The sequence below is a fragment of the Shinella sumterensis genome (genome assembly GCF_004514425.2).
Classification (GTDB): Bacteria; Pseudomonadota; Alphaproteobacteria; order Rhizobiales; family Rhizobiaceae; genus Shinella; species Shinella sumterensis.
Map to the genome: position 1 here is coordinate 88,304 of NZ_MYFN02000005.1, position 14,659 is coordinate 102,962.

Consider the following 14,659-nt stretch of genomic DNA (forward strand, 5'->3'; position numbering starts at 1 on the left):
TTTTTCGTGTTGATGGCTTAGATCACCCCATGCGCTCGGAAGCATAGGAGCCCGGGCTCGGCGGGAAGACGATGGTCTTGTTGCCGTTCATGAAGACGCGATGATGGATGTGGGCGTGCACGGCGCGCGCCAGAACCTGGCTTTCGACGTCACGGCCGATCGAGACATAGTCCTCCGCCGACTGCGCATGCGTGATGCGCGCGACGTCCTGCTCGATGATCGGACCCTCGTCGAGATCCTCCGTGACGTAGTGCGCCGTCGCACCGATCAGCTTCACGCCGCGCTCGAAGGCCTGTTTGTAGGGGTTGGCGCCCTTGAACGACGGCAGGAACGAGTGGTGGATGTTGATGATGCGGCCCGACATCTTCTTGCAGACGGCATCCGACAGCACCTGCATGTAGCGCGCGAGCACGATGAGCTCGGCGCCGGACTGCTCGACCACTTCCATCAGGCGCGCCTCGGCCTGCGGCTTGTTCTCCTTCGTCACATTGATGTGGTAGAAGGGCAGGTCGTGATTGACGATGACCTTCTGGTAATCGAAGTGGTTGGAGACGACGCCGACGATGTCGATCGGCAGCGCGCCGATCTTCCAGCGGTAGAGCAGGTCGTTGAGGCAATGGCCGAAGCGCGAGACCATGAGCAGCACCTTCATGCGCTCCTCGCTCGAATGGAACTGGTAGTTCATGTCGAACGGCTTGGCGACCGGCGCGAAACCTGCCGTGATGTCCTCCTCCGGCACACCGCCCTCGTTGGTGAAGGTGAGGCGCATGAAGAACAGGCCGGTCTCCAGATCGTCGAACTGCGAGCTGTCGACGATGTTGCATTCCTTCTCGGCGAGATAGCCGGTGATCGCAGCAACGATGCCGCGGGTCGATTGGCAGGAAACGGTCAGGACGTGGCTGGTCATCGGTTCTTTTCTCATGTTCGGCCGGCGCGCGCGTGGCCCCGGCAATCCCCTGTCTGAGGCCGCAACGACGGCTTGGCGCATATTTCAGGTGGTTGGCGACAGTGCAAGCCCCTGGAATGGCCAAAAGCTACGCTGTCGCTTGCCGCGACTCCTTCCGGTTCGCGACATCCAGTGCGTCGAAATTGCCACGCGGCAAGCGAAAGCCTACGCTAGCGGGCGGGAGCACCCTCAAATGCGGCTTCGGGGCCCGAAAGCCAGCGATCCAGACCGTTCGCCGCCGCGCGTCCGCTTGCAAGGCAGGCGGTCAGGAGATAGCCGCCCGTCGGGGCCTCCCAGTCGAGCATTTCGCCGGCGACGAAAACGCCCGGCAGCGCCTTGAGCATGAAGGCCGCGTCGATGGCGTCGAATGCGACACCGCCGGCCGACGAAATCGCCTCGGCGATCGGGCGCGGCCGCACGAGCCGGACCGGCACCGCCTTGATGGCGGCCGCCAGCGCGGCGGGGGAGAGTGCCGCGCTATCGGCAAAGCCCTCGCGCAGAAGCGCCGCCTTCACGCCGTCAAGCCCCGCCCCTTTGCGCAGCCGGCTGGAGAAGCTCGCCTTGCCGCCCTGCCGTGCCAGATCGCTTTCCAGTCGCTCGGCGCTGCGGCCGGGCGCCAGATCGAGCATCAGCGTCGCCGCCCCCGTTTCCTCCAGCGCATCGCGCAGCACCGCGGCATGGGCATAGATCAGGCTGCCTTCCACGCCCGTCTTCGAAATCACGAACTCGCCCGGGATGGTGCCGGCCACCGACTGCGCCGTCACGCCCTTGACCGGCACCCCGGCGAATTTCTCCGTGAAGAAGGCCGACCAGTCCACGTCGAAACCGCAATTGGCCGGACGGAACGGCGCCAGCGCCACGCCCTTCGCGGCAAGCATGTCGACCCAGCCGGCATCCGAACCGAGCCGCGGCCAGCTTGCGCCGCCGAGCGCCAGAAGCACCGCATCGAAGGCCATGGTCCCCGGCCCTTCCGGCGTCTCGATCGAAAGCCCGCCCGGCGCAAAACCGGTCCAGCGATGGCGCACGCGGATGTCGACGTCCTGCGCCTCCAGACGCGCGCGCCAGGCACGCAGCAGCGGCGAAGCCTTCATCACCGTCGGGAAGACACGGCCGGAGGTGCCGACGAAGGTTTCCGTGCCGAGGCCCTGCGCCCAGGCCCGCATATCCTGCGGCGTGAAACCATCGAGTGCCGGCCGCAACCGTTCATTGGCGGCACCGAAACGGGTGATGAAGCGGTCGTAGGGCTCCGCGTGGGTGAGGTTCAGGCCGGATTTGCCGGCAAGCAGGAATTTTCGCCCGATGGTGGGCATGGCCTCCAGCACGGTGACAGCGTGGCCGCGTGCCGACAGCACCTCCGCCGCCATCAGCCCGGCCGGCCCGCCGCCGACGATCCCGATCCGCTTGCCCATCGCACACCCGCCTTCAAACCCGTCGCCGTTCTCATAGAGGCTCCGCGGCGACCGCGCCAGTGATCGCGGCCCGTCCGGCGTGTAGGATAGCGGCAGCGAATCGGAGAGAGCCATGGATATCAGACGCAACGGCACCAGCCCCTCGACATCGGGCCCTGCGGATTACTTTACCGGCAATGTGCGCCTCGACACGCCGTTCAAGGCGGAAGCGCCGGGCCGCGCCGGCGGCGCGATCGTGACATTCGAACCCGGCGCGCGCACCGCCTGGCACACCCATCCCCTCGGCCAGCTGGTCATCGTCACCGCCGGCCTCGGCTGGGCGCAGCGCGAAGGCGGCCCGATCGAGGAAATCCGTCCGGGCGATGTCGTGTGGTTTCCGCCCGGCGAAAAGCACTGGCACGGCGCCACCGACAGGACCGCCATGACCCATGTGGCCATCGCCGAAGCCGAGAACGGCTCGCCGGTGACGTGGCTGGAAAAGGTGACGGACGAACAGTACCACGGCAAGGGCGCCTGACAGGCAGGCGCCCGCCTGCCGATACCTTAGCCGTGCAGGCCCGGCGCCTCCTGTCCCGTCTGCGCGACATATTCCGTATAGCCGCCCGGATATTGGTGCACGTCGTCGCCGTTGAGTTCCAGAACCCGGTTCGACAGCGCGCCGAGGAAGTGGCGGTCGTGCGAGACGAAGAGCATGGTGCCCTCATAGTCCGAAAGCGCCTTGATCAGCATTTCCTTCGTGTCGAGGTCGAGATGGTTCGTCGGCTCGTCGAGGATGAGGAAGTTCGGCGGATCGAACAGCATCGCCGCCATCACCAGACGCGCCTTCTCGCCGCCTGACAGCACCCGGCACTTCTTTTCGACGTCGTCGCCGGAAAAGCCGAAGCAGCCGGCCAGCGTGCGCAACGGCCCCTGGCCGGCCCGCGGAAACTCCGCCTCCAGCCATTCGAACACCGTCAGGTCGCCGTCAAGCAGGTCCATCGCATGCTGTGCAAAATAGCCGACCTTGACGCTCGCGCCGACCGTCACGCTGCCGCTATCAGGTTCCGCGGCACCTGCGACAAGCTTCAGCAGCGTCGACTTGCCCGCACCGTTGACGCCCATCACGCACCAGCGCTCGCGCCGGCGGACGAGGAAGCTGAAATCCCGGTAGATCGCCCGGCTGCCGTAGCTCTTGTCGATGTTGCGGATATTGACGACGTCCTCGCCGGAGCGCGGCGCCGGCTGGAACTCGAACATCACGGTCTGGCGCCGCCGCGGCGGCTCGACGCGCTCGATCTTGTCGAGCTTCTTCACGCGGCTCTGCACCTGCGCGGCATGGGAGGCGCGCGCCTTGAAGCGCTCGATGAACTTGATCTCCTTGGCGAGCATCGCCTGCTGGCGTTCGAACTGCGCCTGCTGCTGTTTTTCGTTTTGCGCGCGCTGCTGCTCGTAGAAGCCGTAATCGCCCGAATAGGTGTTGAGCGAGCCGGCATCGATCTCGATGATCTTCGTCACGATGCGGTTCATGAACTCGCGGTCGTGCGAGGTCATCAGGAGCGCGCCGTCGTAGTTTTTCAGGAACTGCTCCAGCCAGATCAGGCTTTCCAGATCGAGGTGGTTGCTCGGCTCGTCGAGCAGCATGACGTCCGGGCGCATCAGAAGAATTCGGGCAAGCGCCACGCGCATCTTCCAGCCCCCGGAGAGCTTGTCGACATCGCCGTCCATCATCTCCTGGCTGAAGCTCAGGCCCGCCAGAACCTCGCGCGCCCGGCTTTCCAGCCCGTAGCCGTCGAGCTCCTCGTAGCGCGCCTGCACCTCGCCGTAGCGCTCGATGATCTCGTCCATCTCGTCGAGGCGGTCGGGGTCGACCATGGCGGCCTCGAGTTCGCGCAGTTCGGCGGCGACGGAACTGACCGGCCCTGCCCCGTCCATCACCTCGGTGACGGCGCTGCGGCCCGCCATCTCGCCAACATCCTGGCTGAAATAGCCGATCGAGACGTTCTTCTCGACGGAGACCTGACCCTCGTCCGGCTGCTCCTGCCCGGTGATCATGCGAAACAGCGTCGTCTTGCCGGCGCCGTTCGGCCCGACAAGCCCGATCTTCTCGCCGCGATTGAGCGCGGCGGCCGCCTCGATGAAGAGGATGCGATGGCTGTTGGACTTGCTGATATTCTCGATGCGGATCATGGAAACGGGCCTCGTCGTGTGCCAGCCCTATGCCATGACGCAGCGCAAAAAGTCCACGCATTCGTCACGGCAAACCGCACAATCCGGGGGCCGAGCCCGTCTAGTTCGCCGGCGCGGCGATCTTCGCCTTGACGAACACGTCGTAGCGCGTGCTCTTCCCGATGATCTGGTGGGAGGGCTTGCGTATGCCCGCCATGGGCTGCGCCCGCAGCGGCCATTTCAGCACGACACGGTTCTGCGCGGCTTCGAGCGCGGCCTGCATCAGCTCCACGGCATCGGGGTCGGCACCGACGATATCGCGGATCAGCCGCATCTCCTTCTTCACCAGCGCCGTCTTGTCGCGTGGCGGATGCATCGGGTCGATCAGCACGACCTGCGGCGCCAGCCCAGCCAGCAGTTCGCGGGAATCGCCGTGGATCAGCGTCATGCGCGCGACCGTCTCGGCATAGCGCCCGCCTTCCGCCCGCGCCCGCGCGATGCCCTCGGCAAGCAGCGCATGCATCTGTTCGGAGCGCTCGATGAGCGTGACCCGCGCGCCGAGCGACGCCAGCAGAAACGCGTCCCGCCCCAGGCCCGCGGTCGCATCCACGATGTCAGGCGTGACGCCCGGGGAAAAGCCCGCGGCCTTTGCCAGCCCCTGCCCGCGCCCTTCACCCGAACGGAAGCGGTGGCCGACGGCCCCACCGACGAAATCGACGATCAATGGCGATTTTTCGAGTTTCTGCACGCTGTCGGTCTCAGAAGGGAACGGGAGCCCGGTAGGTGACCTCCGAGCCATCGGGATGGCGGAAGCCCAGCTCCTCCGCATGCAGATGCAAGCGGTTCACGCTCGAAAGCGCAAGACCGTCCGCGTAGAATTCATCGCCGAGGATGACATGGCCGAGCGCTTTCATGTGCACCCGCAGCTGATGGGTGCGGCCGGTCAGCGGAAAGAGCCGCAGCCGTGTCGTGGTCTCGCCGCGCGCCATCACCTCAAAGCGCGTGCGGGCCGGCTTGCCGTTTTCGAAATCCACGCGGTGCCGCGGCTTGTTCTCGGGGTCGATCGCCAGCGGCAGATCGATCTCGCCCGCCTCGTCCGCAACCCGCCCCCAGACCACGGCCACATAGGACTTGCGCGTGGTGCGTGCCTCGAACTGCTGCGCCACGAAGGCATGGGCCTTTCGATTGCGCGAGAAGACGACGACGCCGGACGTGTCCTTGTCCAGCCGATGCACGATCAGCGCCTGCGGCGACGACGCCTGCACCCGTGTCAGCAGGCTGTCCTGCAGCGCGGGATGCCGTCCGGGTACCGAAAGCAGCCCGCTCGGCTTGTCATAGACGAGCAGATCGGCGTCGCGGTGAAGCAGCGACAGATGGGGCTCCAGCGGCGGATGATAGACCGGCGCATCTTCCGAGTAAGAATTCATGGCGCGCCATTAGCACGTTTCCCGAGCCTTGTGCATCAGCAGCGCGCAGGCGGCCCCTTGGCGAACAAGGGGCCCGCTCCGGCGCTAGTTCGCGCCGACCTTCAGCTTGGCCTGCTCCAGCGACCAGTATTCCATATCGAACAGGTCGGCCTCGCCGATGGGGGTGAAGCGGCCATAGGCTTCGGCGGCGTTGATGGCGCGTGTCGCCTGCTCGCAGAGATCGCCGCCGATCACGGCGGCCTTGGCGCTCGCACCCAGCGCATAGACCCCCTTGTTCCTGACGAGGACGACGCGCGGATAAACGTCGAGCATCTGCTTCGGCTCGCTGGTGCGCGTGGCGTTTCGCGCGAAGTAAGCCCTGTAGCGGTCGGCATAGGCGGCAAGCGCCGCATCGATCGCGTCCGCGTCCGCGTCGGCCTCGATGACCATCGGCCACGGTTTGATGCGGATGACGTGATCGGGCGTCACCGTGCCGCGCAGGCCGATCTCCTCGACGTCAGCCTTGCCCGCATGGGCGCGGATGGCGGCGGTGGAGCGATAATCCAGGAAGACGCCCTTTGCGAAAGGCGAGCCGTCACGGACGAGCGCCGTCTCCAGCCGCGCCCTGAGCGCCATGTCCTCCGGGCCGTCGCTGGGCTGCGGGCCGGTAAGCGCCACACCCTTCCGGGCAAGCTCCTGCTCGGCCATGGTGACGAATTCGATCATCAGCTCGTAGGAGGTGCGGGCACCGTCGGCGAAGGTGAAGAGCCCGTGATTCTCCAGCCAGAGGCCCTCGCAGCCGGGATGCTCGCGATAGATGCGGTCGGCGACGATGGAAAGATCGAAGCCCGGCATGACATACGGCACATAGGCGAGCCGATCGCCATAGATGCGCCGGACCGGCTCGCGCATGTCCGGCTGGTCGGCCAGCGCCAGGATGGCCGTCGCATGGGTATGGTCGACGAAGGCGAAGGGCAGGAAGGCGTGCAGCAGCGCCTCGACGGACGGGTTGGGCGCGTCCGCATCGATCAGGCTGGCGCGCAGCAGCGACACCATGTCGGGGTCGGAAAGCCTGGGTCCATTGCGGGTTTCCAGCAATGGTTCGAGACGCACGGCCGGCAGGCCCGGCGCCTCGATCGTGTCAAGATCCCAGCCGCTGCCCTTGATATGCATCAGCGCCTCGCCCGTCGCCGACGTGACCTTGACGGAGGTGTTTCCGCCGCCATGCAGCACGAGATCGGGATCGCCGCCGATGATGCGCGAGGTATAGATGCGAAGGCCAAGCGCCTCGCTCTGCCCTGCCGCCAGCGCGGCCTCCACGTAGCGGGCTGCAGTCTCGTCGTTCCAGCGGCTTTTCATGCGTATCGTCCTGTCTTTGGAAATGGATACGGCGGGCGGCCGAAGCCGCCCGCCGCGCATGCGTGATCAGAAGTCGAAGTTGGCGATATTGTCCTTGGTGAAGACCGTGCGCTCGGGAAGCAGGATGATGCCGTTGCCGTCGGCCTCGTAGTCGTAGCCCTGGACCTTGTTTGCCGAGACTTCGACGGTGCCGACACCGGGGATTTCCAGCTTGTCGCCGACCTTCATCGGGCCGTTCTTGAGGACATGATCGGCGACATAGACCGAGATCTTGCCCTGCTGCGTGACATCCCACAGGCCGAAGCGCTGGATGGTGCCGCGCTCGATATAGGGGCGCATGACGTTGGGCGTGGAGAAGCCGACGATGGTGACGCCCTCGGCACGCTTCAGGTTTTCGGCAGCCTGCGCGGCCGCCGGCAGGGCATTGGCATCGGGCGCGATGATCGCATCGAGATCCGGATAGGTCTGCAGGATGCTTTCGGCCGTCTGCAGCGACTTCTGCGCGTCGTTATAGCCGTATTGCGTGGTGACGATTTCCCAGCCCGGATGCTCCTTGGCGATCTTCGCCTTGGCGGCTTCGGCCCAGGCGTTCTGGTCGGTCACGGTCGGGCTGGAATAGAAGAAGGCGACCTTTGCCTTTTCCTTCGTCACGCCTTCGGCCGCCATGTCGACGAGCAGGCCGCCGAGCTGCTCGGGCGTGCCCTGGTTGATGTAGTAGCTGCGGCAATCCGGGTTGACGTCGCTGTCCCAGGTCATGACGAGTACGCCGCGGTCCATGGCGCGCTTCAGCGCCGGGCACAGGCCGTCCGGCGAGACGGAGGAGACGATCAGCGCATTGTAGCCCTGGTTGACGAAGTTGTTGATGAACTGCACCTGGCCGGAAACGCTGGGTTCCGTCGGGCCATCATAGGTGACCTTCACGCCGAGCTCCTCGCCGGCCTTCGTCGCGCCAGCGCCGCCAGAGGTGAAGAAGCCGACACCCACCAGCTTGGGGATGAAGGCGATCTGGTTTTCGGCATGGGCCGTGCCCGAGGCGAGCATGGTGCCGGCAACGAGCGCGGCGGCCAGAGCACCGGATTTCAACATGGACTTGATCATTCTCATTCTCCTCCTGAAGTGACCGCCGCCCGGGATTTTTTCTGTTGCCGGGCGACGGCGATGAAATCGGCCAGCATGGCGCTTCCGTGGCGCAATGCGACCGCGACAACCAGCAACCCTCCCGAAAGTGCGCTGGAAATCTGGCTGGGCACACCGGTGGCCTGCAGGCCCTGCTGCAGGTAGCCGATGACGAAGGTGGCAATCAGCGTGCCGAGGATGGACCCCTGGCCGCCATAGATCGAGGCGCCACCAAGCACGGCGGCCGTAACGGCAGGCAGAAGCGTCGCCGAACCGAGGTCCACGCGGGCTGAACCGAAATAGGCCGACATGACGAGACCGGCGATGGCGGCCGAAACGCCGGTGATGACATAGGTGATGGTCTGCACGCGCCCGACCGGGATGCCGGCAAAGCGCGCGGCACTTTCCGACTCGCCGGACAGGAAGACGGCGCGGCCGAAACGCGTGAAATGCAAAAGCACGATCAGCACCAGCGCGAGCACAAGGAACAGCGCGAGCGGCGCCGGCAGGCCGAGAACCTGGGCATAACCGAAGGCGTTGAAGGCATCCGGGAAGTTGCCGATGCCCTCGTAGCCGCCCGCGCCGACAAGACCCGACGCGACCGTCGCGGTGCCCTGGAAGAGATAGAGGCTGCCGAGTGTCACGACGAGCGGCTGGATCTTCGACAGATGGGTGACAGTGGCGTTGAGCAGCCCGCACAGCGCACCGGCGACGAGCGCCAGCGCAATCGAGAGCGGCAGCGGCACGCCGTAGAAGGTGGCGACGCCGAAGACGATGGCGGCAAGGCCGATCACCGAGGCGAAGGACACATCGATGCCGCCGGCGATGATGACCAGGGTGAGCGGCAGGGCGACGATGCCAATCTGCACGAAATCCGAGGTGCCGTAGATCAGGTTCGCGACATTGAGGAAGCGCGGATTGATGATGCCGAAGATGACGAGTTCGGCGACCAGCATGACGAGGAGCGCGGTCTCCCAGCGGAAGATCAGCTTTTTCATCGGCCCGCCTCCACGGTCTGTGCCGTTGTCGTTTCATCGGATGGGACGGGGCCGCGCGCATGCACGGCGTAGCGGCGGGCACGGATGCGCCGATCGATGATCTGGCGGATGCGCCCGTCGAGCAAAAGCACCGAAAGCAGGATGGCGCCGGCAATGAAGTCGTTCCAGTAGGCGGGGATCTTCAGGAAGACGAGCGCGCTGTCGATGGAGGTTATGAAGATGACGGCCGAAAACACGCCCGCGACCGAGCCGGTGCCGCCAAGCAGGCTGACACCGCCGAGCACGTTGACGGCAATCGCCTTCAGCTCGACGCCGTTGCCGGCCTGGTTGGGAATGAAACCGATCTGCGCGGCGAAGACGAGGCCGGCAAGTGCGGCGCAAAGGCCCGTCGCGACGAAGGCCGTGAACTGCACGCGCCGCACCGGCACGCCGAGATGGTGGGCGGCGGCGCGGTTGTCGCCGACGGCGTAGAAATAGCGGCCGAAGCGTGTCTTGCGCAGGACATGCCAGGCGAGCGCGACGAGAAGAAGCACGACGACGGTCAGCGCCGAGAAGCCGAAGCCGAGATTGCCGGCGAGCGCCTTCAGGCCCTGCGGCAGGTCCTCGATCCACCGCCCGCCCGTCAGCACCAGCATGATGCCGCGATAAAGGCCGAGCGTGCCGAGCGTGGCGACGATGGAGGGTATGCCGAGATAGGCGACCATCAAACCGTTGAAGGCGCCTGCGGCGGCGCCGGTCATCAGGCAGAAGACGATGGCGAGCGGCAGGCCGGCGCCGGCATTGAGCGAGAGGCCCAGCACGGCGGCGCTGAGGCCCAGCACGGAGCCGCTGGACACATCGATGTTGCGCGTGAGGATGACGATCATCGTGCCGAGCGAAATCAGCATCAAGACGAGGCTGTTGGAGATGACGACCGAGGCGGTGGCGCCCGAGAGATAGCCGGGCGCGACTGCACCGATCGCCGCATAGGCGACGGCGAGCACGACGATGAGCGTTGCAACGCGGTTGCGAGCGAAAAGATCAAGCATGACGGGCCTCCGAAGCGCCGAAGGCGAGCCGGGCGATGGCGTCGACCGAGATATTGTCCGTGAGCGCCCCGCCGGACTGGCCGAACGCCATGACCTCCACCCGGTCGGCAAGCTGCTCGATCTCGTCGAAATCCGAGGAAATGAGGATGATGGCAACGCCCTCGGCGGCAAGCTTGCGGATGAGATCGTAGATATCGTTGCGCGCCGCCACGTCGACGCCGCGCGTCGGCTCGTCGAGGATCAGCACCTTCGGCCGGGCCGACAGGCACTTCGCCAACAGAACCTTCTGCTGGTTGCCGCCCGAAAGGCCGCGCGCCTCCTGTCCGGGACCGGTGCACTTGATGCCCATGGAGGACCGGAACGTTTCGAAGACCTTGCGCTCGGCGCCCGGGCGCAGGAAGAACGGCAGGCGATGCACGAGATAGGACGAGACATTCCAGAACAGCGGCGCTTCCAGGAAGAGGCCGTGCTGCTGGCGGTCCTCCGGCAGGTAGACGAGGCCGCGGTCGATGCAGACGCGCGGCGAACGCTTCTTCATCTCGGCGCCATCGAAGACGACGCTGCCCGCCGTCTGGGGACGCAGGCCGAACAGCGTTTCGGCGAATTCGGTGCGGCCCGCGCCGACGACGCCGGCAAGGCCGAGGATCTCGCCCGCCCGGACATCGAGGCTGATATTGCGGAAGCCCTCGCCGCTCAGGCCGCGCACGCTGAGGCGCGGCTGGCCGATCTGCGAGACCTTGCGGCCGGTGCGGTCCTTGCCGGAGGCCTCGGTGATCTGCACCCGGCTCATCGCATCGATGATCTCGGCGTCGCTGTAGCTGTCGAGCGAACCGGACAGCACGATGACGCCATCGCGCAGAACGCTGATCGTGCGGCAGATTTCGCGGATTTCCCGCAGCTTGTGCGAGATGAAGAAGATGCCGACGCCCTGGGCCTGCAACTTGCGCACCCGCTGGAACAGCGCATTCGTCTCGAAGGGGGTGAGGGCGGACGTGGGTTCGTCGAGGATCAGCACGCGCGCATCGCGCACGAGGCCGCGCAGGATTTCGACGATCTGCCGCTCGGCGATTTCGAGTGCTGCGGCCTGCGCATCGAGATCGAGCGAGACCGCGAGCTCGGCCACCAGCTGCGCGACGCGCGGGCGCAGCGCCCGTGGCGAGGCGGAAAGGCCGAGGCAGATGTTTTCCAGAACGCTCTGGTTGGGCAGGATATGCGCTTCCTGCGGCACCAGATAGAGGCCAAGCTCCTGCGCATGGGCGGGTGAGGCCTGGGTGAGCGGCCGGCCGTTGATTTCGATTGCGCCGGAATTGGCCGCAATGACGCCCGACATGATCTTCATGAGACTCGACTTGCCCGCACCGTTGCCGCCGAGAAGCGCATGCACCTCCCCTGCCTGCAAGGCGAGCGAAACGCCCTTCAGCACCGGGACGGCACCGTAGGACTTCCAGATATCCGTCAGCTGCGCGACCCTCCCGGTCGCCGCTTGATCCGTCATTCTGCACCTGTTCATATGTAATTCACGGCAATCATGTGATCACAATGATCGAAGGCCGTCAATATGCTCACGGTGCGCGGTGCCGCCGCAAGCATGCGATATTGCACTGCAAAATATGATTTCTCGGCGAAAATCAATGCATTGCCCGTGCGAAGAATTTTTCGCCGCCGCGACGCGTTGACGTATCAAAAGTTTTTTTGCTATTCAAATGATCAGATATTGACCGAAAGGGCGCTTGATGGCGACGGATAACGGGGAATGGAGTTATGCCGATACGGACGAGGAAATCCTCACCCGCATCGCCTGGTACTATTACAACGACGGACTGACGCAGAACGAGATCGGCGAAAAGCTGAACATGTCGCGCATCAAGGTGTCGCGCCTGCTCGAAAGCGGCCGCCGTTCCGGCATCATCCAGGTGCGCATCAACTCGCGTTATCAGGGCTGCCTCACCCTCGAACGGCAGATCAAGGAACGCTACGGGCTGCTCGAGGCCTATGTCGTGCCGCAGCTGCCCGATCAGGACCCGAGCGACCGGCTGGGACAGGCCGCCGCGCAGTTCCTGATGCAGCGCCTCCAGACCGATGACCTGCTGGCCGTCGGCTGGGGGGCTACCGTCTCCAACACGATCCAGCGCCTTGGCCATCTCGCCAACGAGCGCAATATCGGCCTCGTCAGCCTCACCGGCGGCGTCAGCACCTATGTCGACGGCATGCGCACCGCCAACTGGGGCAGCGGTGTGCATCTGGTGCCGGCACCGCTCGTCGTGCGCGACCCGGACGTGGCGCGCAATCTTTCCTCCGAACCGGCCGTCGCGAACCTGCTCGACATGGCGCTCAACGCCACCTACCAGCTCGTCGGCATCGGCGAGCTTTCCGCTGCCTCGACGGTGGTGCGGGCCGGCTATGTCAGCCCCGACGAGGTGGAGCCGCTGCGCCGCAAGGGCGCGGTCGGCGATATCCTCTGCCAGTTCTACAACGAGCGCGGCGAAGCGCTCGACCTGCCCCTGCACGACCGGGTGATCGGCGTGAAGCTCGCGGGGCTCTCGCGCGCCGAAAAGGTCGTGGCGGCGGCCGGCGGCATCCAGAAGGTCCAGGCCATCCACGCCGCCCTGCGCGGAAAGTTCGTCGGCATCCTCATCACGGACGAGACAACGGCCGCCGGCCTCCTCGAAATCAAGGACTGAACCGCCATGACGACGACATATCTGCTGGCCGTCGATGCCGGCACCGGCAGCGGCCGGGCCGTGATCTTCGACGAAAACGGCAACCAGATCGCCAGCGCCCAGCACGAATGGTGGCACAAGACCGATCCGCGCTTTCCCGGCTCGATGGATTTCGACGTGGAGGGCAACTGGGCGCTCCTTTCGCGCGCCATCCGGCAGGCGATCGCCGAGGCCGGCATAACGGCCGCCGATATCCGCGCCGTCAGCGCCACCAGCATGCGCGAGGCCATCGTCGCCTATGATCGCGGCGGACGGGAAATCTGGGCGTGCGCCAATGTCGACAGCCGCGCCGTCAGCGAAGTGCGCGACCTCAAGCGCGATTTCCCGGGCCTCGAAAGCGAGCTTTATGCGCAGAGCGGCCAGACCTTCGCGCTCGGCGCACTGCCGCGCCTGCTCTGGCTGAAGCGCAACCTGCCCGACGTCTATGCCCGCATCGACCGGATCAGCATGCTGTCCGACTGGGTGCTCGCACGCCTGTCCGGCGTCATCGCCAGCGATCCGTCCAATGCGGGAACGACCGGGCTCTACAGCCTTGCGAAACGCGACTGGCTGCCGGAAGCGATGGCCAAGGCCGGCATGCGCGACGATATCTTCCCCGAAAGCGTCGAGCCCGGCACGGTCATCGGCCGCGTCACGGAGAAGGCGGCCGACGAGACCGGCCTAGCGCCCGGCACGCCCGTCGTCATGGGCGGTGGCGACTGCCAGAGCGGGGCGGCCGCCATCGGCGTCGTAAACGAGGGCGACTGCGCCGTGCTCGGCGGCACCTTCTGGCAGCAGGTGGTGAATGTCGGCCTCGATGTCTCCGACCCGTCCATGGACCTGCGCATCAATCCGCATGTCGTCACCGGCCTCAACCAGGCCGAAGCGATCAGCTTCTTCGTCGGCATCGTCATGCGCTGGTTCCGCGACAGTTTCGGCGCCGAGGAACTGGCGGCGGCCGGCCCCGGCGGCGATGCCTACCGGCTGCTGGAGGAGAAGGCTGCGAAAGTGCCGGTCGGCGCGCATGGCATCATCCCGGTCTTTTCCGACGTCATGCACTACGGCAACTGGTATCACGCAGCCCCTTCGCTGCTGAACCTCTCCATCGATCCCGAAAAATCCGGCAAGGCCGCGATCTTCCGCGCCCTGCAGGAGAATGCGGCCATCGTCGCGGCGCGCAATCTCGCCGCCATCTTCAAGCTGTCGGGCAGGACACCCGACAAGATCGTCTTCGCCGCCGGCGCATCGAAATCCGCCCATTGGTCGCAGATCCTGTCGAGCGCCACGGGCCTTCCCGTCGTCACACCCGTCGTGAAGGAAGCAACCGCGCTGGGCTGCGCGGCGGCCGCGGCCATCGGCATCGGCCTGCGCCGGGATTTCGTCGAGGCGGCGGATGGCTGGGTGCGCTGGGACAGGCACTTCGCGCCGGATTTCACGCACAAGGCCGTCTATGACGAGGCGGGCGAACGCTGGGCGCGGGCCTATGCGCTGGAACGCCAGCTCGTCGACGAGGGCGTTACCACCGCCATGTGGAAAGCGCCGGGCCTTTGACC

General features: G+C 65.8%; 13 protein-coding genes. 3 read left to right on the plus strand and 10 right to left on the minus strand.

Annotation, left to right across the window (positions count from 1 at the left end):
- Positions 1 to 22: 22 nt before the first annotated feature.
- Positions 23 to 907: a formyltetrahydrofolate deformylase gene (purU, locus tag B5M41_RS11770; RefSeq protein ID WP_134648369.1), complete on the minus strand. Its 885-nt coding sequence runs from the start codon at positions 905 to 907 to the stop codon at positions 23 to 25.
- 209 nt (positions 908 to 1,116) lie between these two features.
- A complete protein-coding gene (locus B5M41_RS11775) occupies positions 1,117 to 2,355 on the minus strand; it encodes a TIGR03862 family flavoprotein (RefSeq protein WP_134648630.1) in 1,239 nt (412 codons plus the stop codon).
- Positions 2,356 to 2,467: 112 nt separating this feature from the next.
- Between B5M41_RS11775 and B5M41_RS11780 the strand changes: the two genes are divergently transcribed.
- Positions 2,468 to 2,872 carry a (R)-mandelonitrile lyase gene (locus B5M41_RS11780; RefSeq protein ID WP_134648371.1) on the plus strand — a complete coding sequence of 135 codons (405 nt, stop codon included), beginning with the start codon at positions 2,468 to 2,470 and terminating at the stop codon, positions 2,870 to 2,872.
- A 26-nt stretch (positions 2,873 to 2,898) separates the two neighbouring features.
- Here B5M41_RS11780 and B5M41_RS11785 read toward each other — a convergent pair whose 3' ends face one another.
- From B5M41_RS11785 to lsrA, 8 genes are all read right to left on the minus strand, one after another.
- Positions 2,899 to 4,521, minus strand: a complete 1,623-nt coding sequence (locus B5M41_RS11785; protein WP_134648373.1) for an ABC-F family ATP-binding cassette domain-containing protein — start codon at positions 4,519 to 4,521, stop codon at positions 2,899 to 2,901.
- A 100-nt stretch (positions 4,522 to 4,621) separates the two neighbouring features.
- Positions 4,622 to 5,248, minus strand: a complete 627-nt coding sequence (locus B5M41_RS11790) for a class I SAM-dependent methyltransferase (RefSeq protein WP_230640060.1) — start codon at positions 5,246 to 5,248, stop codon at positions 4,622 to 4,624.
- Between the two features lie 10 nt (positions 5,249 to 5,258).
- Entirely contained in the window at positions 5,259 to 5,927 is a 669-nt protein-coding gene (locus B5M41_RS11795) for an RluA family pseudouridine synthase (RefSeq protein WP_134648377.1), read from the minus strand.
- Positions 5,928 to 6,011: 84 nt separating this feature from the next.
- Positions 6,012 to 7,265: a class II aldolase gene (locus tag B5M41_RS11800; protein ID WP_134648379.1), complete on the minus strand. Its 1,254-nt coding sequence runs from the start codon at positions 7,263 to 7,265 to the stop codon at positions 6,012 to 6,014.
- Positions 7,266 to 7,331: 66 nt separating this feature from the next.
- A complete protein-coding gene (gene lsrB / locus B5M41_RS11805) occupies positions 7,332 to 8,363 on the minus strand; it encodes an autoinducer 2 ABC transporter substrate-binding protein LsrB (protein WP_134648381.1) in 1,032 nt (343 codons plus the stop codon).
- Positions 8,364 to 8,365: 2 nt separating this feature from the next.
- Positions 8,366 to 9,379, minus strand: a complete 1,014-nt coding sequence (locus B5M41_RS11810; RefSeq protein ID WP_134648383.1) for an ABC transporter permease subunit — start codon at positions 9,377 to 9,379, stop codon at positions 8,366 to 8,368.
- Positions 9,376 to 10,407: an autoinducer 2 ABC transporter permease LsrC gene (gene lsrC, locus B5M41_RS11815; protein ID WP_134648385.1), complete on the minus strand. Its 1,032-nt coding sequence runs from the start codon at positions 10,405 to 10,407 to the stop codon at positions 9,376 to 9,378. Before lsrC ends, B5M41_RS11810 begins: the two co-directional genes overlap by 4 nt.
- Positions 10,400 to 11,902 carry an autoinducer 2 ABC transporter ATP-binding protein LsrA gene (gene lsrA, locus B5M41_RS11820; RefSeq protein ID WP_167718955.1) on the minus strand — a complete coding sequence of 501 codons (1,503 nt, stop codon included), beginning with the start codon at positions 11,900 to 11,902 and terminating at the stop codon, positions 10,400 to 10,402. Before lsrA ends, lsrC begins: the two co-directional genes overlap by 8 nt.
- Positions 11,903 to 12,140: 238 nt before the next feature.
- On the opposite strand from lsrA, the gene B5M41_RS11825 reads away from it, so the two are divergent.
- The gene (locus B5M41_RS11825) at positions 12,141 to 13,088 is read left to right on the plus strand and encodes a sugar-binding transcriptional regulator (protein ID WP_134648389.1); all 948 of its coding nucleotides are present in this window, start codon (positions 12,141 to 12,143) and stop codon (positions 13,086 to 13,088) included.
- A 6-nt stretch (positions 13,089 to 13,094) separates the two neighbouring features.
- Positions 13,095 to 14,657 (plus strand): autoinducer-2 kinase, encoded by a 1,563-nt coding sequence (lsrK, locus tag B5M41_RS11830; RefSeq protein WP_167718958.1) that lies wholly within the window; start codon positions 13,095 to 13,097, stop codon positions 14,655 to 14,657.
- Positions 14,658 to 14,659 lie beyond the last annotated feature (2 nt).